Annotated in this window: 23 protein-coding genes; all 23 read left to right on the top strand. The window is 57.5% G+C overall.

The window, feature by feature from the left end; translation table 11 throughout:
- The coding region (locus HMPREF9163_RS00295) for an ABC transporter substrate-binding protein (RefSeq protein WP_009439610.1) at window positions 1-797 on the top strand (797 nt) is incomplete at its 5' end.
- A gap of 9 nt (window positions 798-806) precedes the next feature.
- Entirely contained in the window at window positions 807-1619 is an 813-nt protein-coding gene (locus tag HMPREF9163_RS00290) for an AAA family ATPase (protein WP_037345476.1), read from the top strand.
- Complete coding sequence (locus HMPREF9163_RS00285; RefSeq protein ID WP_009439608.1) at window positions 1609-2913, top strand: nitrogenase component 1; 1305 nt, start codon at window positions 1609-1611, stop codon at window positions 2911-2913. Before HMPREF9163_RS00290 ends, HMPREF9163_RS00285 begins: the two co-directional genes overlap by 11 nt.
- Window positions 2906-4180, top strand: coding sequence for a nitrogenase component 1 (locus tag HMPREF9163_RS00280; RefSeq protein WP_009439607.1), 1275 nt, complete (start codon window positions 2906-2908; stop codon window positions 4178-4180). The genes HMPREF9163_RS00285 and HMPREF9163_RS00280 overlap by 8 nt, the downstream gene beginning before the upstream one ends.
- A 120-nt stretch (window positions 4181-4300) precedes the next feature.
- Window positions 4301-5230 carry an ABC transporter substrate-binding protein gene (locus HMPREF9163_RS00275; protein ID WP_232296648.1) on the top strand — a complete coding sequence of 310 codons (930 nt, stop codon included), beginning with the start codon at window positions 4301-4303 and terminating at the stop codon, window positions 5228-5230.
- A 28-nt stretch (window positions 5231-5258) separates the two neighbouring features.
- Window positions 5259-6101 (top strand): ABC transporter ATP-binding protein, encoded by an 843-nt coding sequence (locus HMPREF9163_RS00270; protein WP_037345471.1) that lies wholly within the window; start codon window positions 5259-5261, stop codon window positions 6099-6101.
- The gene (locus HMPREF9163_RS00265; protein WP_009439604.1) at window positions 6101-7135 is read left to right on the top strand and encodes an iron ABC transporter permease; all 1035 of its coding nucleotides are present in this window, start codon (window positions 6101-6103) and stop codon (window positions 7133-7135) included. Before HMPREF9163_RS00270 ends, HMPREF9163_RS00265 begins: the two co-directional genes overlap by 1 nt.
- A complete protein-coding gene (locus HMPREF9163_RS00260; protein WP_009439603.1) occupies window positions 7136-7879 on the top strand; it encodes an energy transducer TonB in 744 nt (247 codons plus the stop codon).
- 9 nt (window positions 7880-7888) lie between these two features.
- A complete protein-coding gene (locus HMPREF9163_RS00255; protein WP_009439602.1) occupies window positions 7889-9910 on the top strand; it encodes a TonB-dependent siderophore receptor in 2022 nt (673 codons plus the stop codon).
- An 8-nt stretch (window positions 9911-9918) separates the two neighbouring features.
- A complete protein-coding gene (locus HMPREF9163_RS00250; RefSeq protein ID WP_009439601.1) occupies window positions 9919-10887 on the top strand; it encodes a TIM barrel protein in 969 nt (322 codons plus the stop codon).
- 82 nt (window positions 10888-10969) lie between these two features.
- On the top strand, window positions 10970-12886 hold the full coding sequence (locus HMPREF9163_RS00245; protein WP_009439600.1) for a TonB-dependent siderophore receptor: 1917 nt from the start codon (window positions 10970-10972) through the stop codon (window positions 12884-12886).
- A 167-nt stretch (window positions 12887-13053) separates the two neighbouring features.
- Window positions 13054-14157 carry a methyl-accepting chemotaxis protein gene (locus HMPREF9163_RS12675; protein ID WP_009439599.1) on the top strand — a complete coding sequence of 368 codons (1104 nt, stop codon included), beginning with the start codon at window positions 13054-13056 and terminating at the stop codon, window positions 14155-14157.
- A gap of 102 nt (window positions 14158-14259) precedes the next feature.
- Window positions 14260-14748, top strand: coding sequence for a GNAT family N-acetyltransferase (locus tag HMPREF9163_RS00235; RefSeq protein WP_198142756.1), 489 nt, complete (start codon window positions 14260-14262; stop codon window positions 14746-14748).
- 119 nt (window positions 14749-14867) lie between these two features.
- Window positions 14868-15527, top strand: a complete 660-nt coding sequence (locus HMPREF9163_RS00230) for an amino acid ABC transporter permease (protein ID WP_009655492.1) — start codon at window positions 14868-14870, stop codon at window positions 15525-15527.
- Entirely contained in the window at window positions 15520-16239 is a 720-nt protein-coding gene (locus tag HMPREF9163_RS00225) for an amino acid ABC transporter ATP-binding protein (protein WP_009439596.1), read from the top strand. The genes HMPREF9163_RS00230 and HMPREF9163_RS00225 overlap by 8 nt, the downstream gene beginning before the upstream one ends.
- Window positions 16240-16242: 3 nt before the next feature.
- Window positions 16243-17130 carry a DMT family transporter gene (locus HMPREF9163_RS00220; protein ID WP_009439595.1) on the top strand — a complete coding sequence of 296 codons (888 nt, stop codon included), beginning with the start codon at window positions 16243-16245 and terminating at the stop codon, window positions 17128-17130.
- A 45-nt stretch (window positions 17131-17175) separates the two neighbouring features.
- Entirely contained in the window at window positions 17176-18156 is a 981-nt protein-coding gene (locus HMPREF9163_RS00215; protein WP_037345427.1) for a cell division protein FtsZ, read from the top strand.
- Between the two features lie 82 nt (window positions 18157-18238).
- Window positions 18239-19027, top strand: a complete 789-nt coding sequence (locus tag HMPREF9163_RS00210) for an HD domain-containing protein (RefSeq protein WP_009439593.1) — start codon at window positions 18239-18241, stop codon at window positions 19025-19027.
- A 30-nt stretch (window positions 19028-19057) separates the two neighbouring features.
- Window positions 19058-20725, top strand: coding sequence for a glutamine--tRNA ligase/YqeY domain fusion protein (locus HMPREF9163_RS00205; protein WP_009439592.1), 1668 nt, complete (start codon window positions 19058-19060; stop codon window positions 20723-20725).
- 58 nt (window positions 20726-20783) lie between these two features.
- The gene (locus HMPREF9163_RS00200; RefSeq protein WP_009439591.1) at window positions 20784-21080 is read left to right on the top strand and encodes a hypothetical protein; all 297 of its coding nucleotides are present in this window, start codon (window positions 20784-20786) and stop codon (window positions 21078-21080) included.
- 32 nt (window positions 21081-21112) lie between these two features.
- Window positions 21113-22399 (top strand): SLC13 family permease, encoded by a 1287-nt coding sequence (locus HMPREF9163_RS00195; protein WP_009439590.1) that lies wholly within the window; start codon window positions 21113-21115, stop codon window positions 22397-22399.
- Window positions 22400-22491: 92 nt separating this feature from the next.
- Window positions 22492-23421, top strand: a complete 930-nt coding sequence (locus HMPREF9163_RS00190; protein WP_009439589.1) for a DUF1848 domain-containing protein — start codon at window positions 22492-22494, stop codon at window positions 23419-23421.
- Window positions 23422-23642: 221 nt separating this feature from the next.
- Window positions 23643-23939, top strand: coding sequence for a zinc-ribbon domain containing protein (locus HMPREF9163_RS00185; protein ID WP_037345425.1), 297 nt, complete (start codon window positions 23643-23645; stop codon window positions 23937-23939).
- Window positions 23940-24019 lie beyond the last annotated feature (80 nt).

Raw genomic sequence — 24019 nt, 5'->3', positions numbered from 1 at the left:
TGCTCGGCCTCGTCGAGCCGGAGCGCATGGCGGCGATCAATGAGTCGCTCGCCGATACGGAGCATACGAATATCCCGTGGGTGCGCGAAAGGATTCCGACGGTCATCGTTCGCAGTCCGTCCGTCGAGCAGATCGCGGCGCTGCGTCCCGATCTCGTCGTCGTGACGCCGTGGATGCCGCGCGAGAACATTGACGCGATCCGCGAGCTGAACGTGCCCGTTCTCGTCTGTAAGTCCGCCGCGACGATGGAGGACATTCACGGCAACATCCGCCTCTTTGCGGCGGCGGTCGGAGAGCCCGAGCGCGGGGAGAAGCTCATCGGCATGATGGAGGAAAAGCTCGCGGAGATTCGGGCAAAGATAGCAGAAGTTCCGGAGGAGAAGAAGCACAAGAGCATTGCGCTCGTCTCAATCATGGTGAACTACGGCGGCGCGGGCTGCACATTCGACGAGCTCTGCCGCTACACGGATTCGATCAATGCCAAGGCTGCGGCGGGCAACCGCATGGGGCAGGAGATGACGAAGGAGCAGCTCGTCGCGGCGAATCCGGACTACCTCTTTTTCCCTAGCTACGAGGACGGGGCGACAAACGAGGAGAACTACGGACGGCAGTATCTCGACGACCCCTCACTCGCGCAGATGACCGCCGTGCGGGAGCGGCAGATCGGACACCCGTGGGCGCGCTACGTCTACAATCTCTCGCAGAACATTGTGTATGGTATTCAGGAGACGGCGTGGATTCTCTACGGCGACGACTTTCGGCAGTCGCGGCACGAGTTCCTCACCGCTGTGGAATAAGGTGATATGATGAAGAAAATTGCGTTCTACGGCAAGGGCGGCATCGGCAAGTCCACCACGGCGGCGAATGTGTCCGCCGCATTCTCGCGCATGGGGCGGCGCGTCTGTCAGATCGGCTGCGATCCGAAGAACGACTCGACGCGACTCCTGCTCGGGCGCATTGCGCCCTCCACGATCCTTGACCTTGAGCGCGAGAAAAAGGGGGCAGCGCTGACGCTCGAAGACCTCGTGCACGAGGGCTGGAACGGCGTGCGCTGTATCGAGGCGGGCGGCCCCGACCCCGGCGTCGGCTGCGCGGGGCGCGGCATCATCGTCGCGCTCGAGCGGCTGAAGGCACTGCACGCCTTTGACGATCTCGACGTCGTGCTCTACGACGTGCTCGGCGACGTGGTCTGCGGCGGTTTTGCCGTGCCCATACGCGAGGGCTATGCCGAAGAGATCTACATTGTCTCATCGGGTGAGCTCATGTCGCTCTATGCGGCGAACAATATCGCAAAGGGCGTGCAGCGCTTTGCCGCGCGCGGTGCGGTGAAGCTCGGCGGGATCATCGGCAACGGGCGGGACGTACTGCGCGAGCAGGAACTCCTCGCCGCCTTTGCTGATCGCATTGGCACGCAGCTCATCGCCTACATTCCGCGTTCGCGTAGCGTGCACGAGGCGGAGATTCATCGGCAGACGCTCATCGCCTACGCGCCGGAGTCGGAGCAGGCGCAGCACTACGTTGCACTCGCACGGGCAATCGATACGAACGAGATGCTGACCGTGCCGACGCCGATGGAGTTCGAGGAGCTCGAGGAGCTGGTGGAGCGCTATGGGAATTGAGGTTAAGCGCGTCGGCATACGCCGCACAAACTGCAGCTGTGGCATGCCGGGCGTTTGGCGTGCGCTGTCCTTTGTGCGCGGCGCTGTCGTCATCTTCCACAGTCCGCGCCCCTGTGCGCACATTGCGCACGGCATGGATGTGAGCAGCTTTCACCGCCTGACTGCGGCGGGGACATCCGTGCGCCTCTCGCCTGTGCCGCTCCTGACGAGCGGGCTCGGGGAGAGCGAGGCGATCTTCGGCGGGGAGGAGCGGCTGCGCGAGTGCATTCGCTTTGCCGTGGACAAATACTGTCCGCAGGCGGTCTTTATCGCAAACTCCTGCGTCAGCGGCGTGATCGGCGATGACACGAAGGCGATTGCCGAGGAGATGGAGGCGGAGCTCGGTCTGCCCGTCACGGCGGTGTCGGCGCACGGCTTCCTCGACGGTGAGTACTATGCGGGCTATCTCGATACCGCGCGTGCGCTTGTTGACCGCTTCATGCAGCCGACGGAGCAGAGAGAGGGCACGGTCGTCCTGCTCGGCGACTGCGGCGGCATACACGGGGAGCATGCGCGCGAGCTGCGGCGGTTGCTTTCGCTGCTCGACCTGCGCGTCACGGCGCAGTTCCCGTCCTATCTCAGTCTCGATGAGATGCAGGCGGTGCCGGAGGCGGCGCTTATCATTCTCCTGGGGCGGCGCATGGATGACGAGAAACAGGCGCAGCTCATTGAACTTGCTGCGCATATGAAGGCGCGCTTCGGAACGGCGTATCTCGCCGATGTCTACGCCGTCGGCGCAGAGGAGACGAAGCTCTGGCTGCGCCGTGTCGGTGCGCTCTGCCATCGGGAGGCAGAGGCGGAGCGAGCGATTGCGGAAGAGGAGGAGTCCTTTGCCGCTGCTGTGGAGAAGGCGCGTACCGATCTCGCAGGGCGCAGCTGTGCGCTGGCGATCGGGCGCGATCTCAGTTGGTTCCAGCCGGAGATCATTCTGCGCCTCCTCGGCAAGGCTGGTGTCCTTTTGAATGGCGTCGTTCTGCTCGACTGCTTCCTCCCTGAGCGGCGCGCCGTGATGGAGGAGGAAGTGCGCCGCCTGACGGATGCTCCTGTCTTTTATGAGGGGACTGATGGTGCGGATGAGCTGCTGCATGCGGCAGACTTTGTCCTCACAACGCATGAGCTCGTCGATGCAAAGCTGCGGCAGCTCTTTCTCGCACTCCTGCCCTCGGTTGGCTGGTCGATGGAGCGGCGGCTGCTGGATGATATGCGGCAGATACTGCACCGCCATGAGAGCAGGGGAGGGCTGATCTATGGGTGAGCGGGAAAAATCCTTCGACGATGTCTGCATGTATACCGACACCTGCGCGCTCGCGGGCGCGTCGGCGTTCTTTGCGGGGATCAGAGATGCTGTCATTGTGGTCAACGGCCCTCTCTGGTGCTATTACTTTGCCATGCGGCATATTGAGCACAGTCAGAGCACAATCTCTCATCGTATGATCTGCACGCAGCTCGATAACGATGCGATCGTATTCGGAGCGGAGGAGTATCTGCAGGAGGCTCTTTCCCCGTATGTGGAGCAGCCGCCCCCGCTGCTCGCGATTGTCAGCAGCTGCGCGGCGGGGCTGATCGGCGACGACATTGAGGCGATTGCGCGTGGGGCAGGGCTCGCCTGTCCCGTTGTTGCGCTTGACAGCAGCGGACTTGCCGGAAGCTTTGCAGACGGCTGGGACAAGGCGGCACGCGCGGCATTACAGACGCTGAGCGCGGAGCGGTGTGAAGTACAGGCACATGCGGTCAATCTGATTGGGATGACGGATGCCTACTACAACGGCGGGAACGATGCGCGCGAGCTCGTGCGTCTGCTTGAGACGGCGGGCTATGTGGTGAATGCAGTTCTTGGCATTGACATGAGTGCGGAAGACCTTCCGCATCTCACACAGGCGGCGCTGAACATCGTTGTGCACGGAGAACTGGGGCGCGGCAGCGCGCAGCTGCTTGAAGAACTGTACGGAATGCCCTATATCGCGCCGCTTCCGCCCTATGGACGCGCGGGCACGCAGCGCTGGATGCGGGAGATTGCGCGTGCACTGCCGCCTCAGCACGGTGATGCAGCGGGGGCAGAGATCGACCGTGTGACACGCGAGGACTTCCTGCGCATCAATGAGTGCAAGATGCTTTGGGGCGAGCTCCGCTATGAGACGGCGGTCATCCGCGCGCCTGCATCTACAGCTTGGGGGCTCGCGCAGGCACTGCGTACAGAGTGGGCAGACGTGTTCCATCTCGTCGTTGCGGCGGAGCATGTAGAGGCGGGGGCAGAGAAGATTGCTGACGAAGTGCTCGGTGAGACCGATGCCCTGCGCATACAGGAACTCCTCGCGGGGATGGACGGCGGCCTCCTGCTCGGCAGCAGCAATGAATCTGCACACATTGACCCGCGCACAGCGGAATATTTTCCGGTTGCCTATCCTGTGCAGGACTTCCTGCAGCTGACAGATAATCCCTTTATGGGACTGCGCGGGGCGCGTCACATCGAGGAACGCCTGTGGAATGGAAATATTTTGCGCCGAAAGATTATACTTTCATAGAGGTGTCCTCATGTAATATTTTTGTGATATAATTCACAGGTAATAACATAGAAAGGAAGAACGCTCGTGATCCAGAAAAGAATTGCGCTGCTTTTCCTCTGCGTGCTCTGTACTGTGCTCATGGCGTGCGGAGCACCAAATGCCGCACAGGAGCAGCCTGCGGCGTATACGGTTACGGACATCGAGGGCACCGAGATCGACTTCCCTGCGCCGCCGAAACGTATCATCACGCTCTCGATGAGTACGGATGAGACGATGCTCGGCCTCGTCGAGCCGGAGCGCATGGCGGCTGTCAACACTCTGCTTGATGACCCCGTGAGCTCGAATGTCACGGAGCTCGCCAAGGCAATCCCGCAGCGCATCGGGAATCCAACGGTGGAGGAGATCATGGCGCTACAGCCCGACCTCGTCGTCGTTCCGGACTGGGGCGACCTCACGATGGTGCCGTCCCTGCGCGAGGCGGGGCTGAAGGTTGTCGTCTGCAAGGGCGCCCGGAATCTCACCGAGATTCGCGAGACAGTCACGCTCCTCGCAGCGGCGGCAGGGGAACCGGAGCGCGGGCAGAAGCTGCTCTCCATGATGGATGCAAAGCTCGCGGAGATTCAGGACAAGGTTGCACAGATTCCGCAGACGGAGCGCAAGACGGTCGTCCTCATCTCCCTCATGGGCGGCTACGGCGGGCTTGGCAGCAGTTTCGACGAGGCATGCCGCTATGCAGGTGTCATCAATGGACGTGCGGAGCTCGGCATCCGCGATTTTCAGGTGATGACGAAGGAACAGCTCGTGCAGATTGACCCCGACATCCTCTTTCTGCCGACGTACAACGATCACGGGAACTATGATGTTGCGGCATTCCGCAGGGAGTATCTGGACGATCCGTCCCTGCAGACGATGAAGGCAATCCGCACGAAGGCGTTCGCCGAGCCGTTCGAGGGATATATCTACAACTGCTCACAGGACTTTGTCTTCGGTGTTCAGGAGATTGCCTACCGTGTCTACGGAGACGCATTCAAGCAGTCCGAGGATGAGCATCTTTCGGCAGTCGAGTGATGAAGAGGGGAGGTTCCATTTGAGCGAAATGATCCGCGCGGAAGCACTCTATGCGGGCTACAACGGGAACGTCATCCTCGCAGATGTGTCGTTCACCGTGCGCGCAGGCGAGATGGTCGGGCTGATCGGGCCGAACGGCGCGGGCAAGAGCACCCTGCTCAAGACATTGCGCGGCATCCTCCCAAAGCTCTCCGGTTTTGCCGCACTCATGGGCGAGGATATCGAAGTACTCGAAGCAAAGGCATTTGCACGCCGTGCGGCATATTTGCAGCAGCATGTGGAGATGACGTTCGACTACACGGCGCGCGACATCGTGCTCGCGGGGCGCTATCCCTATCTCTCGTGGTGGCGGCAGGAAAAGGCAGACGATCTTGCGATTGCCGAGGCATGCATGGCATATACAGGCGTCCTGGAGCTTGCGGAAAAGCCTCTGCACGCCATGTCGGGGGGACAGCGGCAGCGCGTTCTGCTCGCAAAGGTGCTTGCCCAGCAGACGCCAGTGCTCTTTCTCGATGAGCCGGCGACGGGGTTGGACATCATCTATCAGGAGGAGATCTTTCGGTTCTGCCGTGAACTCTGTGCGGCGGGCAAGACCGTCCTGCTCGTTGCACACGAGCTGAGTCTCGCCGCGCGCTTCTGCTCGCGCCTCCTCCTGATCGGGCGCGGGACGCTTCTCGCGGACGGCATGCCGCAGGCGGTGCTGACGGATGAACTCCTGACGCGCGCGTATGGCGCGCCCGTATGTGTGGTGGAGAATCCCGTGACTCATCACGCGGAGGTCTATACGGAGGCAGAGGAAGGCGGGGCGGAGAAAGCTCAGCTGCTCTCCGTGATCCTCGGTACGGCAGATGAGGGGAGGGGGGCGTTGTAGTGAAACGAATCTACGGAACACGGCTCTTTCTCTGCACGCTTGTCGGCACACTCCTCTTTGCTGTCGTACTCTCCATGAGCTCGGGGCAGTACGACATCCCGATGGAGGCGGTCATTGCCTCCTTTGCGCATGCGGCAGGTCTGCCGATCCTCACGGATGTCGTTGTAACACCCGAGCAGGAGGCGGTGCTCTGGCATATCCGCCTGCCGCGCACGCTCGTCGGCATGATGGTCGGCGCGGGGCTTGGTGTCTCGGGCGCTGTCCTGCAGGGCATCTTCAGCAACCCGCTTGCCGATCCCGGCATCATCGGCGTGTCGAGCGGTGCCTCGGTCGGAGCCGTGCTCGCGATCGGCATCGGGGTGACGGCGGGCAGCGTGCTCTCTCTGCCCGCCTTTGCCTTTGCGGGCTCCATGCTTGCAGTGAGTCTTACTGTATCCCTGTCGATGCGGCACGGGCGCATTCCCGTCATGACACTCCTGCTCTCGGGCGTTGTTGTGGGCATGTTTCTCGCCGCGTGTACGGCGGCGATCCTCACGGTGATGAACGAGCAGAAGATGCAGCAGTATCTCTTCTGGACGATCGGCGGTCTTGACTACCGCCGCTGGGATCACGTGCTGCTCGGCATCGGACCGATCGGCATCGGTGCCTCCATCATGGTGCTCCTCGCGCGGCATCTCAATCTGCTCGCGTTTGGTGAGGTGGAGGCACGCGCGGCAGGGATGCCTGTGACGGCGTTCCGGCTGCTCTTCCTTGTACTTGCTTCACTCACAACGGCAGCGGGGGTCTGCATCAGCGGCAACATTGGCTTTGTAGGGCTCGTCGTACCACATATGATGCGGCTCGTCATCGGCCCCGATCATCGGAGGTTGCTTCCTGCGAGCCTCTTGGCGGGGGCGGTCTTCCTCGTGCTCTGTGATTCTCTCGGGCGCATTCTGCTCCCCGGCATGGAGATCCGCGTCGGAATTATGACCGCATTCATCGGCACGCCCTACTTCCTGTATCTCTTGCGCAGACATATGAAGGCGGCGATGTAAATGGAAGAGAATATGATCGAAAACTACGGGCAGAGGAAGGCGTTCGGACTTTCCCTCGGGCTGCATTTCGTGCTCTTCCTGATTGCGGCGGCAATGGGGCTATTCTCTGCCTCAGAGCCAACCGCCGTGCATCGTCCGCCGATCGACGTCTTCCTCTATGATGGGGGCGGGGATGCGGGCGGTTCGGCGGGTGATGATCTTGCGCCTGCCGCACCTGCTGTGAGCTTCCCCGATGACATCGTCTTGCAGGATAAATCTGTCGTGCAGGAGGAACGGCAGGAACAGCGTCCTGTGCAAAACGCATCGCGTGCCGTGCAGAGCAGAGTGACGGGTGCATCCACCGGTCAGGCAGCAGCGGAAAGCAATGGCGGCGGCAGCGCTTCCTCTGCTGGTGCGGGCAGTGCCTCCAGTGCAGGCATAGGCGTTGGTGACGGCGGAGATGGTGGGGACGACCCCGGGCTCGGTGCCGCTCCGCCGCAGGAACGCGTGGAGGCGAGCCTGCGTGCCGAGGCACGGCCGGAGTATCCGCAGGAACTCATCGACGACGATGTCGAGGGATCGGTAACGATCAAGATTCTTGTCGCAGCAGACGGCTCCGTGGAGGCAGTCGATGTCGCGTCCTCATCGGGGTATCGCGCGATGGACCGAGCGGCAGTCGCTGCCGGCTGGCGGTTTCAGTTTAATCCGGGAGACAATGGTCGGCGGGGTGTCTGGACAAAGACGTTCCGCTTTCAGTTGAATTGATATGGAGGTATGACAATGAAGATGTGGAACAAGAAATTTCTTGCAGCAGCAGTCGCGCTCTCAGCAATGACGGGGCAGGTTTATGCGGCGGAGACGGCGCATACGGGGGGAGAAGCAGATGAACTGATGCCGACCTACTCCCTCGGTGAGGTCGTTGTGACGGCGACACGTACGAAGAAGCGCGATATCGATGTGCCCGCCGCGACGACAGTGGTCACGGCAGAGGACATTAAACAGAGCGGCGCATCGAACGCCGCAGATGTGCTCTCGAAGGTCGATGGCTTCGTCTATAAGTCCTTTGGCCCCAATGGTGCAGCGATGGGAGCAATGACGAACGAAGTCAATGTGCGAGGCCTCAAGAGCGGCGCACTCGTCCTTATGAACGGCAATCCGATTGCGTGGCGCGGCAAGTATAACCTCGACCAAATCCCAGCGAGTGAGATTGAGCGCGTTGAGGTTGTCAAGGGCGGTGTCTCTGTGCTCTATGGCAGTGAGGCGATGAGCGGAGTTGTCAATATCATCACGAAGAAAAAGCATGCCAATGAGGTGCACGCGGGCTTCGGCAACTATGGACAGCGCAGCTACGGCGTAACGATCGGCGATGATAAATTCGGCTTCTACTACAACTACGATAAGTTCGGACACAGGGACGGTGTGAGTTACACGGAGTACACACAGACTAGATTTCATGGACAGACGCGTACAGATGTTTACGATATCCTCAAGCAGAATATGGGCGTGACCTATCATGTGAATCCGCGTCTTGATTTCCAGATGGGGTACTATGAGACGGAGGGGAAATACAAGCGGACGGTCACTGCTGTGGATAATACGCACGCACTAACGCGTATGCAGCACATCCGTATCGGAGCGCTGTACAATCAGCGTAAGTATGAAACGAAACAGTATATTACGCAGCTCAACTATCGCGACACGGACTGGAAGGGGAGCCTCTTCTTTAATACCGGAACGCTTGAATTTATGGGACCGAGTTACTTTAACAGCAAAACAGGGGAAAAGACACCGAACGGTCGGTATCATTCGCGCGAGAAGAACACGACGTACGGCATCGACCTGCAGCGGACGTGGCAGGTGAATCCGAAGGCAACTGCGATCCTTGGATTTGATCTCGTACATGAGGTCTACGCGGAACTCGCCACGCCGGTGAGTGCTGATCATGCACGTTATACACGCAATAACTGGGGGGTATTCGGTCAATGGGAGCAGCGCTTTAATGAGAAAAACACAGGTGTTTTCGGGCTGCGTGAAACATGGACGACGGGTGCCGCACGCAGTCAGAACTATCATAATCTCAGTGCCTCGGGACAGTGGCTGCACAAGCTCAACGCCGAAAACAGCCTTTATTTGAACATCAGTCAATCCTTTGTCATGCCGACGTTTTCCCAGATGTACCCCAACAACGATCGCCAGATGGCAGCACCCGATCTGCGCCCGCAGAAGGGCGTCAATTATGAAATTGGGTGGAAGCAGAATCATAACGGACATTCATGGAAGGCAGCGCTCTTCCATATGCGCGTTGCGGACAATATCACAGCAAAAGTAAATCGCGGGGGCGGACGTGCGGAATATCAGTATACGAATGAGGACTTCCGCAACATTGGATTGGAACTCTCCAATGAGATTCGCGGATCGCACGGATTTTCCTATAACTGGGGCGTGACATGGCAGAATCCGGAGACGAAAAACAACAAGAAGGCGATTGGATGGGATCGCACCTTCGGGCGACTTCAGCTGACGGGCGGTGTGAGCTATCAGCGCGGCAAGTGGACCTCCGCGCTCACGGCTTCCTATCTCGCTGACCGTGTTCAGTCACCGTCTGATGAACCATCGTATCGCTGCAAGCCGTATCTGCTCACGACATGGAACACAAGCTATGCACCCGATGATCACAGTGAGATCAGCCTTCGCATCGATAACGTGCTCGACCGCAACGACACCACGATGCACAGCGGATCGGCGTATTACGTTGCGCCGATCAACTATCTCCTCAGTTACAGCTGCAAGTTCTAGGGGCATTTATGCTTACACTGACGAATCTCTCCAATGCGGACTGCGATGTGGAGAATTTGCTGCAAAACAGTTCGGATACACTCGCAGAGGTTCTGTGCACACACAGGCTGGACGGCATTGAGTTTATGCTCTGTGCGCCGTGGGATCGTACAATGTTTCCGGCGGCATACATCAAGGGCGTCCATCTCATGTTTTGGCCGTCGTGGCTGGATTTTTGGCGCGGGGATCGCGCGGCGCTCTTGGAGGAGTTCGGTAGCGAGGAGAATGTATGCTCCTACTATGGCTCTCTGCATGTTGCCGATTGGGTGGAGGCGTGGAAGGAAAATCTACGGCAGGCGGCAGAATGTACGCCGCATTATGTCGTCTTCCACGTTGCCCACAATCGCACGTCCGAGATGTATACGCGGGCGTTTTCTGCGTCGGATGAGGATGTCATTCGTGCGACGATTGAACTTGTCAACGAGATTGCCATCGAAATCCCGCAGGGATGCAGACTCCTCTTTGAAAATCTCTGGTGGCCGGGACTGACCTTCCGTCAGCCGCATCTTGCTGCGTTGCTGCTCGAGCAGGTGAACTATGCCGATACGGGCTTTATGCTGGATACGGGGCATCTGATGAACACAAACCTCAATCTGAAGAGCGAGGCGGAGGGGGCTGCCTATGTGCTGAAGGTCTATCGTGAACTTGGCGAGGTGGGCAGGCGCATCTATGGCGTTCATCTGCACCAATCACTCTCCGGCGTGTATACACGTGAGATGATGCGCCGCCATCAAGGCACGCATCGCTCCCTTAGCTGGAGAGAGGGGATGGATTATGTCCTGCACGTGGATCGGCATGAGCCATTTCGGACAGAGGCGGCACGGTGGATTTTGGACACAGTTCAGCCGGACTATCTCGTCCACGAGTTTTTGCAGCACTCGCGCGTGGACTTGGATCAGAAACTGCGTATGCAGCGTTTTGCCTTAGGGGATTTGTAAATGCTTTTGCCTGTTGGAGTCCATGCCGACAGTGACATAAGAATGGATTCGTAGTAGGATGAAACTTTAGGAGGAGTTCAAGATGAAAAAGAGTATCCGTTTGGCTGTAACAGCGGCGCTCACCCTTGGCACATTGTCCGTGGGGGGGGGGCAAACGTACGCCGCAGATCAGGATCTCAGTGCAGGTGAGCATTCGCTCGGAGAGACCGTCGTCACGGCAACGCGAACACCCAACAAGGAACTGAAGGCGAATGCCAACATCACGGTGATTACCGGAAAGGATATTGAGCGCCGGCACTATGCTGATCTGACGCAGGCGCTGCGCGATGTGCCGGGCGTTACGGTCAACCAATATGGACCGGCGGGATATAATAACAGCAACAATATTTATATCAATGGGTCAAGCGATGTCGTCATTCTCGTGGATGGTGTCCGCCAGAACTATGCGGGCAGTTCGGGAGCGTCCCTTGCATCGGCGCTGAAAGATCTCAGCGGAATCGACCGTATCGAGGTGCTGCACGGCTCGGCGTCGACGCTCTACGGCTCGGACGCAAAGGGCGGTGTCATCAATATCATCACGAAGAAAGCCCAGAGGGTGAAGACGACACTCGGCGTCGGCTACGGCAGCTATGGACGTCAGCTGTACAGCATCGCTAATGAAGGCGCTGCGGCCGGATGGGATTGGCGTATTAAGTATCAGAAGGACAAGAGCAGTGACTTCAAGGATGCGCATGGAAATAAGATCCCATCTGAACTTGATGCGGACTCGGTCAATCTTCATCTCGGCAAGGCATTGAGCAAGGCGTCCTATCTTGCCCTTAATTTCCGTTCCTACAAGGATTCGGATCAGTATCAGGCTCGTCATGAGATGGCATATCCTGCGAATAAGGGGAACTATGATCACTTTGACGGCAGCCTGGTTTGGAATGTCCAGATTGACGATACGATGAAGAACCAGATGAGTGTTTCCCGCAGCAAATACGATTATGATTTGCTCACGTTTGGGGCATGGTCTCCCCCGACAGGTGATCCATATAATTTCAGCGTTTGGACATGGAAATTTAGTGACCAATTTGATAAGAAGCTTGGCGATCATCTTGTGACAGCAGGATTTGACTTTACGAAGGACAATACCGAAATTAAAGGAAGCGTTGATGATCGTACGATCATCAACCGTTCCTTCTACTTGCAGGATCAGTGGAGTATTCTTCCGACGCTGAAACTCACGGCAGGTATTCGTCATGACAGCAACTCTGCATTCGGCAGTCACAACAGCCCGAGTGTCAGCCTCGGTTATGACATTGATCCGATGACGCATGCCTACATGTCATATACCGGATATTTCATCACGCCGACACCATATCAGCTGTATGGAAAGAGCACATGGGGGAATCACGGCAATCCCAATCTTAAACCGGAGTCCGGCAATACGAAGGAGATCGGCATCGCACGTGATTTTGGCAGAGGCCTCAGCCTCACGGCAAGCTATTTCAAGCGCCACTCAAAGGATCGTATTGACTATGTTGCTGGTAAATATGTAAATGTTGATGATCAGGATGCACATGGCTGGTCACTCCAGCTTACGAAGCGCATTGACTCCCATGTACGGGCACGGGTTGGTTATACCAAGACCCATGTTGATGCTGTGGGAACAGGGACGAAGAACAATAACGGATATTTGCCGGAGGATCAGTGGAATATCGGTGTGGATTACCGCAACCGTGACTTCGATTCCTCGCTCCTTGTACGCGGCATCATCGGGCGTCCCGGACGTCCAACGACGGCTGCACAGGGACCCTTCTTCCCAACTGATAATTACTGGGTTGTCGACCTTGCGATGAACTATCAGATTGCTGACGCAACGAAGGTCTATCTCAAGGCAAACAATATATTCAACCAGTTCTATGCCGAGTACTCTAATGTAAATTATGGAGGAGCCGGACAGTGGTGGACGGCGCCCGGCCGCAACTTCATGATCGGCGTTGAGCAGAGCTTCTAATTATCCGTCGAAACTTACAAAATGAGGGCAGCTGCATGTAAATTGATGTGGCTGTCCTTTCTCGTTCAATATAAAATGCAATAAATTCTCAAGTCGCGCTTGCATATGTGTCCTGATATGGTACAATAAAGCCAATATTGGGAGTTAGTTTACTTGGAGGGAATGCAATGCTTGACAAGAATATGGGCGGTGCAGAAGGCGCACAGGATGTGTCCAGCACGATTCAGGAGATCGTTGCAGGACATGAGAAGAATGAGCTCTTTGCGAAACTGCGTGGCAGCGAGCCGTATGCAGCTGAGCTGAATGCTCTGATCGACTGCGTGAACGAGGAGCTCGAGTATCAGCGCTTCCGTCTGCGTACGGTCAATGAGGCCGTCAAATCCGGCATGTGGTATATGAAGATCAATCCGGACTTCAGCATCGCGTATGCGATCTGGTCGGATGAGTTCCGCCGCATGGTTGGTTTCCGTGGAGAGTCTGACTTCCCAAATACGATCGAGTCGTGGAGCTCGCGCCTCCATCCGGATGATGTGGAGGGGACGTTCAGCTCCTTTACGGCATGCATCAAGGATCTCAGCGGGCACACGCCGTACGATGCGGACTATCGCCTGAAGGTGCACGACGGCAGCTACCGTTGGTTCCATGCGTCCGGCAATGTCGTGCGTGACAAGAGCGGACATCCTGAGGAGATCATCGGTGTATTCGTCGACATTGATGCGGATAAGAAGAATAAGGAAGAGCTCGAGGTGAATACGCAACGCAAGGAAAAATTCTATGGCGAACTTGAGACGATGCTGAGCAGCCTGTACGAGTCGATCGACGCAATCACGACGAGTGTGAGCCAGACGACGGAGCGTACGGTTGAGATCGCAAATGTGCAGGAGGAGATCACGCAGGCGGCGGAGGATACACGCAGCCAGACGGAGAACACGCTCAAGATGTCCGAGCTTGTCATGACGATCTCGAAGCAGACGAATCTCCTCGCACTGAACGCCTCCATCGAGGCGGCGCGTGCGGGCGAGGCGGGGCGTGGATTCTCTGTCGTCGCGGAGGAGGTCGGCAAGCTCGCCGACAGCAGCCGCGATGCTGCGAGCAAGATCCTCGAGGCACTCGGTTCGATGGAGAAGGCCTCGACGCACATTGCAGAGCGCATCAAGTCGATCAACGGTCTGATCGAGAATCAGGCGGCGAATATGAAGGAGATCAGCGCCTCGGTCGAGGAGGCAAAGGCGATGTCCGATAACATCGAAGAGCTGTCGAAGAAGCTGTAATCGCTTTGATTGATTTGTATATTGCCCCCCATAAGTCGGTTATAAAAACCTGCTTATGGGGGCAATTTCATTCATTTTTGAATTGGAATGGGAGTTGGGATGATGAAGCAGGAGATTTCATTGCGTACGTATCAGGCGGGAGATCCGAGCAAAATTTGCTATTTTCAATACAAGCTGTATGAGCGGCAATATCAGTTCAACGGTTTATACGAGCAGGAGATGCTGCGCGGTATGGCGGAAATCTATGATGATTTAGAAGGGAATCAAATGTGGATTGCCGAATTGGATGGGAAGATTGTCGGCGATATTGCCGTCATCAAAAAGGGTGTGGACAGGGCGCAGCTGCGCTGGTTCGGTGTGGATATGGATGTGCAGGGGCAGGGGCTCGGGAACAAGCTGCTGACAGAGGCAATCCATTTTTGCAGAGAAAAGGGATATGCTCATCTCTTCTTGGGTACGCTTGATATTTTGAAACCGGCACGTCATCTCTATGCCAAGTTTGGCTTTCATTTGGTGGAGAGCGAACTCTATAATGAGTGGGATACCAGCAGAGAGATGTATCATGAGGTTTGGGAATGTGAACTAAAATAATATAGCGGATGACAAAGAGCCTGAATTTATTGACAGCGCTCTGTGATTGAAATATAATATGAAGAACGGCTATTTATGCAAGATAATCATAAATTCTTACGGGGAGAATGGATGGACTTATGACTTTTGATATGAATCTCGTCGTCAACTCATTCCCGTTGCTGCTCATCGGCGCGGGGGTCACGATACAGATCACGGTGCTGTCGACGGCAATCGGCTTTGTGATCGGTCTGATCGTGGGGGTGGCGCGCATCTCGAATCTGCGCGTGCTGCGCATGCTTGCGGAGGTCTATGTAGAGTTCTTCCGCGGGACGCCGCTGCTCGTGCAGATCTTTCTGTTCTACTTCGCGCTGCCTGTCATCACGGGACAGCGCATCGATCCGTTCATCGCGGCAATCTCGGCCTGCGGTATCAACTCCGGCGCGTACGTGGCGGAGATCTTTCGCGCGGGCATCCAGTCGGTTGACGATGGACAGATGGAGGCGGGGCGTTCGCTCGGCATGACGTGGCTGCAGACCATGCGCTACATCATTGTACCGCAGGCGTTCAAGCGCGTCATTCCGCCGCTTGGCAATGAGTTCATTGCCATGCTCAAGGACTCGTCCCTCGTGTCGGTCATCGGCTTCGAGGAGCTGACGCGCCGCGGGCAGCTCATCATCGCAAAGACGTACGGCTCGTTTGAAATCTGGATGAGCGTCGCCGTCATCTATCTCGTGATGACGCTGACGATCTCGCGCTTTGTCGCATATCTGGAGCGGAGGTATCGCGTTCATGATTGAAATTAAAGGTCTGCGCAAGGCGTTCGGTGCCGATGAGGTGCTGAAGGGCATCGACCTCTCCATTGCGGAAAAAGAAGTTGTCGTTATTATCGGTCCCTCTGGCTCGGGCAAGAGCACACTCCTGCGCTGCATGAATCATCTTGAGGAGCCGACGGCGGGCGAGGTCGTCGTCGACGGCATTACCCTCTCAAGTGAGGCAAATATCAACAAGGTGCGCGAAGAGGTCGGCATGGTGTTCCAGCGCTTTAACCTCTTTCCTCATATGACGGTGCTCGAGAATATCATGCTCGCACCGATGAAGGTCAAGCACGTCGAAAAGGGTGAGGCGGAAAAGACGGCGCGGGAGCTCCTCGCGCGCGTAGGGCTTGCGGAGAAGGCGGACGCCTATCCCGACAACCTCTCAGGCGGACAGCAGCAGCGCGTTGCGATTGCGCGCGCCCTTGCCATGCGGCCGAAGGTCATGCTTTTCGATGAGCCGACCTCGGCACTCGATCCGGAGATGGTCGGTGAGGTGCTGGATGTCATGCGAGCACTCGCAAATGATGGCATGACGATGGTCATTGTCACACACGAGATGGGCTTTGCCCGTGAGGTGGGCGACCGTCTGCTCTTTGTCGATGAGGGACGCATCATCGAGTCAGGCGTGCCGCGCGAGGTGTTTGAACATCCGAAGGAGGAGCGTACGCGCAGCTTCCTGTCGAAGGTGCTCTGATTGATGCACCTGCGCGGGAATCTGATGCTGCTTGCGGCATCGTTCTTCTGGGGGACGACCTTTGTCGCCCAGATTCTCGGTATGGAGGGTCTTGGCCCATATACCTATGCGGCATGCCGCTTTGCACTTGGCACGCTCTTCATGTGGGCGCTCTGGTATGCCTATCGCGGCAAGCGCGCCGATCAGCGGCGCGCGGGAACATTCCGCTCGGGCTTTCGTGCGGGGCTTCCCGTCGGGCTTGCGATGTTCGTTGGTGTGACCCTGCAGCAGGTCGCGCTCCTCTATACGACAGCGGGAAAGACGGCGTTCATCACGACGCTCTATATCGTGCTCGTTCCGCTCGCTGCCGTCCTGCTTGGACAGCGCGTTCGCGTGCTCCAATGGTGCGGTGCATTCCTTGCCTTTGCGGGTGTCTACTTCCTCTCTGCACATGGAGAGATGACGATCAATACGGGCGATCTGCTCGTATTGATCTGCTCCTTCTTTTGGATGGCGCAGATTCTGCTCATCGACCGCTTTGCGCGGACGGTGGATGCCATCGAGCTGTGCTTTATGGAGATGATTGTCTGCACGCTTGGCAGTGCTGTTCTCGCCGCGATCTATGAGAGCTTTGCGTGGGCGGATGTATGGCATGCGTCTGTACCGATTCTCTACGCGGGCATTCTCTCCTGCGGCGTCGCATACACCTGCCAGATCCTTGGACAGGCGTATGTAGAGCCGACGCAGGCTGCGATCCTTATGTCGACAGAGGCAGTGTTTGCCGCCGTGGCGGGGTGGATCGTCCTCGGCGAGACGATGAGCGGCGTTCAGATGCTGGGCTGCGTGCTCCTCCTCGGCGGTGCCCTGATGACGCAGATGCCGGAACGTACAAAATTTCGGTCGGGACAGTAGCTTTTCAGAAGATTTATGTGTTGGTACTTCGATAAGGAGTTTTCCATGCCAGCAGCTGAAATTATCAAACCGAAAATCACGATCAAGGTGGTCGGCGTTGGGGGCGGCGGCAACAATATCGTGCGCTGTGTGCGCGAGAAATACGATCTCGATATCACACTTGTCGGAATCAACTCCGATATGCGCCAGCTGAATACCCTGCACAAACAGGGGATCACGGTGCTGCCCGTCGGTGAGAAGCTGACGAACGGGCGCGGCACGGGCGGCAGGGTCGAGATTGCAGAGCAGGCGGCGCGCATGGAGGAAAAGGCGATCCGCGCCATGCTGGAGGGCTCGGATCTCGTCATCATCACGGCGACGATGGGCGGAGGTTTCGGCACGGGCGCTGCACCTGTTGTTGCAGAGATTGCGCGTGATATGGGTATTCTCTCCATTGGCGTGGTGACGATGCCGTTCCACTTTGAGATGGCGCGCAAGATGCAGACAGCGCAGGCGGGCATTGCGCAAATGCAGGGATATACGGATGCCTTTATTACAATGCGCAACGATAACTTGCTCAAGATCGCACCCGACCGTAATCTGTCCTTTGTTGACGCATTCTCCCTCGCGGATGAGGTGCTGCGGCAGACGGTAGGATGCGTGGCAGAGCTGATTCTCACGACGGGTGTTATCAACGTCGACTTCTCCGATGTGACGACGATCTTCCGCCAGAGTACATCGAGCGATGCCCTGCTTGCCATCGGCACAGACGAAACGCCGCAGAAGGCGGTACGCAAGGCAATCGAGAGTCCCTTGCTCGACCGCGATGTAACGGGCGCGCGCGGTGTCGTGTTGAACCTCACAGGCGATCCCGCGATGAGTCTGCGTGACGTCGATGAGGCGGTGCACTACATCCATAAAACGGCGCATTCCGAGGTCAACGTCATCGTGGGACTCGTCGTGCAGGATGGGATGGAGGGCAAGGTACAGGCGACCCTCATTGCAACAGATTTTGACGACAGCTATGTGCCTGCATCGCAGGGATGATGCGCCGAATTCCGCTGCGGACTTGCTGAGGCAGGGCGAATCAGGCGCGCGAAGATGATAGTATGTGAAAGGAGGAACGCAGATGAAAGCACTCCTGCATGAAATGCATGCATGGATGAACGACTATATGCGTTCCTTCCGCACGGACGATCCCGATGTCATGCGCGGGATTCGTCTCAAAGAGATTCACACGGGCTATGTCACGACGAATGCGCGTGCACTTGCGAAGCATCTTGGATGCAGCGAGCACGACACTGCACTCGCCGAGATCATCGGACTCTTTCACGATGTGGGACGTTTCCGGCAGTACGCCGTCTATCAGACGTTCAACGATGCCGCATCGGAGGATCACGCAGAGCTCGGGCTGAAGGTGCTCGCGGAGGACGTAGATTTTTTGGAGCGGCTCACGCCTGCGGATGCCGATGTTGTGCGCTTTGCCATCAAGCACCACAACAAGAAGGAAATTGCGCCGACGGACGATGACCGAAAGCTGTTTTTCGCGAAGCTGATTCGCGACGCGGACAAGCTCGACATCTACCGCGTGCTGCTGCCGTTTCTCTCGCCCGATGGGGCGGAGAAGGCGCCGAACTTCGTGCCGTCGGATGCGGCGCAGGAGGTCAGCCCCGAATTTGTGGCGGACTTCGCAGCGGGACGACAGGCGGACTACTATCGTCTGCGTACGCACGGTGACCGCAAGATTGTGCGGCTCATGTGGATCTACGACATCAATTTTATGTGGACGCTGCGCCGCATTGTGGAACGCGGCTATGTGGACGCCTTTATTGAGAGCCTTCCGGCGCAGGATGGAATTGCCGAGGGTGTCGCGCGTTTGCGCGCCTATATCGAACGGCTCTGTGCACAGAACGATTGATTGGAATTATACGGATCGAGGGATAGGGACATGGCGGACGTAAAGACATCGAATTTTATCCGAAATATCATCGACGAGGATCTGCGTGCGGGACGGCACGCGGAGGGGATTCACACGCGCTTCCCGCCCGAGCCGAATGGCTACCTGCACGTCGGGCACGCGAAGTCCATCTGTCTCAACTTCGGCGTTGCCGAGGACTACCGTGGCCTCTGCAATCTGCGCTTTGACGACACAAATCCGACGAAGGAGGATGTCGAGTATGTGGACTCCATTCAGGAGGATATCCGCTGGCTCGGCTTCTCGTGGGACGACCGCTGTTTCTACGCATCGGATTACTTCGAGCAGATGTATGAATATGCAGTAACATTGATAAAGAAGGGGCTTGCCTATGTGGACGACCTCTCGGCGGATGAGATCCGCGCCCATCGCGGAACGCTGACTGAGGCAGGTGTGGAGAGTCCGTACCGCAACCGCTCCGTGGAGGAAAATCTCGATCTCTTCACGCGTATGCGCGCAGGTGAGTTCTCCGACGGTGCGCGTGTCCTGCGGGCAAAAATCGACATGGCATCGCCGAATCTCGTGATGCGCGACACGGTGATTTACCGTATCGCCCATGTGCCGCATCATCGGACGGGGGATGCGTGGTGCATCTACCCGATGTATGATTTTGCTCATCCGATCTCGGATGCAATCGAGGGCATTACGCACTCGCTCTGCACGCTTGAGTTCGAGGAGCACCGTCCGTTCTATGACTGGCTGCTCGAGGCACTCGGCTTTCCTGCGGGTGAGCGTCCGCGTCAGATCGAGTTTGCACGTCTCAACCTCTCGGGCGCGATCACGAGCAAGCGCAAGCTGCGCCAGCTCGTCGAGGAGGGGCATGTGCGCGGCTGGGACGATCCGCGTATGCCGACCATCTCGGGCATGCGCCGCCGAGGCTATCCGCCTGCGGCTGTGCGCGCGTTCTGCGAGGAGATCGGCGTCGCCAAGAGCAACAGCACGGTGGACAGTGCCATGCTTGAGCACAGCGTCCGTGACGAGCTGAACCGCAACGCGCCGCGCGTCATGGCGGTGCTACGCCCACTGAAGCTGGTCATCACCAACTATCCCGAGGGCGGGACGGAGTATCTGCTCGCCGAAAACAGCCCGACCCACGGCGGACAGCGTTATGTGCCGTTCGCCCGTGAGCTCTATATCGACCGCGAGGACTTCATGGAGGATGCACCGAAGAAGTTCTTCCGTCTGAAGCCGGGCGGCGAGGTGCGTCTCAAACATGCCTACATCATCAAATGTGAGGAAGTTATAAAGAATGCTGCGGGAGAGATCACAGAGCTGCGCTGTACATATGACCCCGAGACGCGGAGCGGCGGTGCTGCGGCGAACCGCAAGGTGAAGGGTACGATCCAGTGGGTTGCGGCGGAGCATGCACTCACGGTGGAGGTCAGGCTCTACGAGAGTCTCCTGCGCGATATCCCCGAGGGCGAGGAGGAGCCGGAGAATTTCATCGATGCGCTCAATCCGCGTTCGCTTGAGATTCTGACGGACGCAAAGGTGGAGCCAAGCCTCCATCTCACGGCGGCGGGGGCGCACTACCAGTTCCTGCGCGTCGGCTATTTCGTCGTTGACCCGGACACCACGCCGGATCATATAGTGTTCAATCGCATCGTCGGTCTGAAGGACTCATGGAGCAAGGTGAAGTAAGTCCTTTTTCGAGGGCGTGCGTATACGCCGCACAAGCGGCAGCATAAGGAGGTTTGCCGTGGCAAAGATACCGAAGAACAGATCCGACAAAGACATGATGCAGGGCTTTGAGGAGGAGGAAACGCTCTCCGAGGTCTTGCTGAGAAAGGAGCGGCAGGCAGAGGAACGCGCCCGCGTGGAAGCGGCGCAGGAACCTCCTGCTGATCTTGCCCGCGCGGGGCTGACCTCTGCGCAGGTTGACGAACTCGGCCTTGCGCTCTTGGAGCTGAAGCTCTCGCTCGCGCAGGAAGGCGTGCAGCAGTACAGACTCAAGATTCAGCACAAGGGCCGGCAGGTAATCATCACGGCGACGTGATGGATTTCTCGTAATGAGAAGAAGGATGTGTAATGATGGAAAATGCAACGATTGTGGCGATTGTCATCTTCGTCGTCGCATACGCGCTCATCATCTCCGAAAAGGTGCATCGCACCATCGTCGGACTGTTCGGCGCAATGCTCATGATACTCTTTGGCATCATCGATCAGGAGACCGCAGTCCACCATATTGACTTCAACACGCTCGGGCTGCTCATGGGCATGATGATTATTGTGAACATCACGAGCGAGACAGGGCTGTTTAACTTCCTCGCCATCTGGGCGGCGCAGAAGGTAAAGGCTCGGCCGATTGCGCTCCTCGTCGTCCTCTCGACGATCACAATGGTCTGCTCGGCTCTCCTCGACAACGTCACAACGGTTCTGCTGACCGTGCCCATTACCTTCAGCATCACCTCGCAGCTCAAGGTCGATGTCATGCCGTACCTCATCTCGCAGATACTGGCTTCGAATATCGGCGGTACGGCGACCCTCATCGGTGACCCGCCGAACATCATGATCGGTAGCGCCGTCGGACTCGACTTCATGGCGTTTGTGGAAAATCTGACCCTCATCTCGATAATTATCTTTATCTTGGTGCAATTCATACTTATCGGCATCTATCACAAGGGACTGCACACGCAGCCGGAGCTGCAGGATAAGATCATGCGTCTGCCTGCTGATGCGCAGATCACAGATCATGCGCTGCTGAAGAAGTGCCTCGCGGTCATCTTCCTCACGATTACCTTCTTTGTCCTGCACGGCAGCCTCGGGCTTGAGTCCGCAACCGTTGCGCTCTCGGGCGCAGGGCTTCTCCTGCTGATCACGGCGACGGAGGACGAGGAGAAGATTGTCAAGGTGCTCTCGAAGATCGAGTGGCCGGCAATCTTCTTCTTTGGCGGACTCTTCATCCTCGTCGGCGCCCTCGTCGAGACAGGCGTCATCCGTATGCTCGCCGCCGAGGCCATTCATGCGACGGGCGGCGATGTCGAGGCGACTGCAATCCTCATCCTTTGGATGAGCGCGATTGCATCGGCATTCATTGACAACATCCCGTTTGTTGCAACGCTCATCCCGCTCATTCAGGACATGGGACAGATGGGGCTCACGAACCTCGATCCGCTCTGGTGGTCGCTCGCGCTCGGTGCGTGCCTCGGCGGAAACGGTACGCTCATCGGCGCGAGCGCGAACGTCGTCGTTGCCTCCATGTCGGCGCAGCGCGGTCGCCCGATCTCCTTCCTCGGCTTTATGAAGGTCGCGTTCCCCGTCATGATCTTCACCATCATCGTCTCTAACATCTACGTTGTGATTCGCTATCTCTGAGCGAATATGACGATAAATCCCCGACCGTTGCGGCGGTCGGGGATTTATTTTTGCGTGCGTTTGTGCTATTCTGTGAGAAAGGGGGTGTGACGATGATACTGCATACGGGCATGCGCACGGATATTCCCGCGTTCTATGCGCCGTGGTTTGTGAATCGCCTGCGCGCGGGCGAGGTCTGCGTGCGCAATCCTTACGACCCTGCGCAGGTGACGCGCTACCGCCTCGACCCCGCCGTCGTCGATCTCATCGCCTTCTGTACGAAGAATCCCGCGCCGATGCTGCCGCATATGGATCTCCTCGCACCTTACGGTCAGTTCTGGTACGTCACGATCACACCCTACGGCAGGGAGATCGAGCCGCATGTGCCCGCATGGCAGGATGTTGCACGTGCCTTCCGTCAGCTCTCCGACATTGTCGGTGTATGTGCCGTTGGCTGGCGGTACGATCCGATCCTGATTGACGAGTGCCATACGATTGATTTTCACAAAAGAATGTTTGCTGCAATGGCAGAAGAATTGAGCGGGGCGACGGAGATGGTCGTCATCAGCTTCCTCATGCGCTACGCGAAGACGCGGCGCAACTTCCCCGAGTCACGTGAGGTGACGCATGCGGAGTGCATGGAACTCGGCGCATACATCGTCGAGACGGCACGCGCGTACGGCATGATTGTCTATCCCTGCGGCGGAGGCAGGGCAGAACTGGCGCAGTTCGGCGCAGACGTGGGCGGCTGCATGACACCTCGCATCTACGAGCAGGCGCTTGGGCGACGGCTGAACTTCCCGCACTATGTGCGCCAGCGCAAGGAGTGCGACTGCTACCTCGGTGCGGACATCGGCGCATATGACAGCTGTCCGCACCTCTGCCGCTACTGCTACGCCAATACGCATTTTACGCGCGTACAGAGGAACCGCCGCCGCCACGATCCTGCATCTCCCTTTCTCATTGGGCACGCAGAGATGGGCGACCGTGTGCACGATGCGGTGCAGGTGAGCTGGCTGGACGTTCAGGAGAGTCTGTTTTGACCAATATTGTGGAGCATAGAAAAAATGCTTGCACTTTATGAAAAACATCTGTATAATACAGAGCGTTGAAATCCGTTCCTCAAGACCTGATAGTCGTTCAATGAACGAGTGAAGGATTGTTTATGTAAACAATCCTTGCTCGTACCATAATCTCAGTGAACGCTTTCCCAGTTCGGCGAATGGAGAGACTAACTATTTTTTTCAAGGGAGATTGTGGAAGAATGGCATTTGAAGACAAGACACTCGTATGCAAGGAATGCGGCAGCAACTTCGTATTCACCGCCGGTGAGCAGGAGTTCTACGCAGAGAAGGGCTTTGAGAACGAGCCGGCACGCTGCCGTGACTGCCGTGACAAGCGTCGTCGCGGTCGTGATGAGCACAGCAGCGGCGAGCGTCAGATGTTCCATGTGGTCTGCGCCGAGTGCGGCAAGGATACGGAAGTTCCGTTCGAGCCGAAGACGGATCGTCCGGTTTACTGCCGCGACTGCTTCAACTCGAAGCGCGCAGCACGTTTCTAAGGATTTTTGAGGAGGCTCCGCCTCCTTCTAGGGAGGGATTGCTGCATTTGGTGCAGCGTCCCTCCTTTGATTTTATCTCA

This window comes from Selenomonas sp. oral taxon 138 str. F0429 (assembly GCF_000318175.2).
GTDB lineage: Bacteria > Bacillota > Negativicutes > Selenomonadales > Selenomonadaceae > Centipeda > Centipeda timonae.
Note: the sequence above shows the minus strand (reverse complement) of the source record. Positions and strands in the feature narration are given on the sequence as shown.